This window comes from Novosphingobium sp. HR1a, from assembly GCF_015594425.1.
GTDB classification, from domain to species: domain Bacteria; phylum Pseudomonadota; class Alphaproteobacteria; order Sphingomonadales; family Sphingomonadaceae; genus Novosphingobium; species Novosphingobium resinovorum_A.
This window is the reverse complement of the sequence record NZ_JABXWS010000170.1, coordinates 1-388: the sequence shown is the minus strand read 5'-3', so window position 1 is coordinate 388 and position 388 is coordinate 1. Positions and strand designations below refer to the sequence as shown.

The window sequence follows — 388 nt, the reverse complement described above, 5'->3', positions numbered from 1 at the left end:
TTGTCGATCAGGCGCGGGAAGCGGCCGTCGAGCCGGGCCATTGCCAGATCTTCGAACAGTCGGGGCATGCGAACGTAGAGTACCGAGTAGTCGAGCCGGGCTGCCTGACGGGCGAACGCACACCCCAACCAGGTTTTCCCCGTACCGGTTGGCCCTGTAATGATTAGATGTTCATGCGCCTTGAGCCAGTCGCCCTGCGCAAGCGCCAGGACGCTGCGGCGATCCAGCTTGCGGTGCGCGGCGAAGTCGATGTTCTCGATACAGGCGTCGCTGAATCGTAGTCGCGCGGCCGTAAGCCGGTTGGCGAGCCGCTTGTCACAGCGCATCGCCATCTCCCGATCGAGCATCAGCCCGAGCCATTCGTCCCGGGCGAGCCCTTCGCTTCCCG

The 388-nt window shown here is 64.4% G+C and carries 1 protein-coding gene; it reads right to left on the bottom strand.

Annotation, left to right across the window (positions count from 1 at the left end):
• Window positions 1-347: ATP-binding protein (locus HWN72_RS30855; RefSeq protein ID WP_305798399.1), on the bottom strand; the 347-nt coding region annotated here is incomplete at its 3' end.
• Window positions 348-388 lie beyond the last annotated feature (41 nt).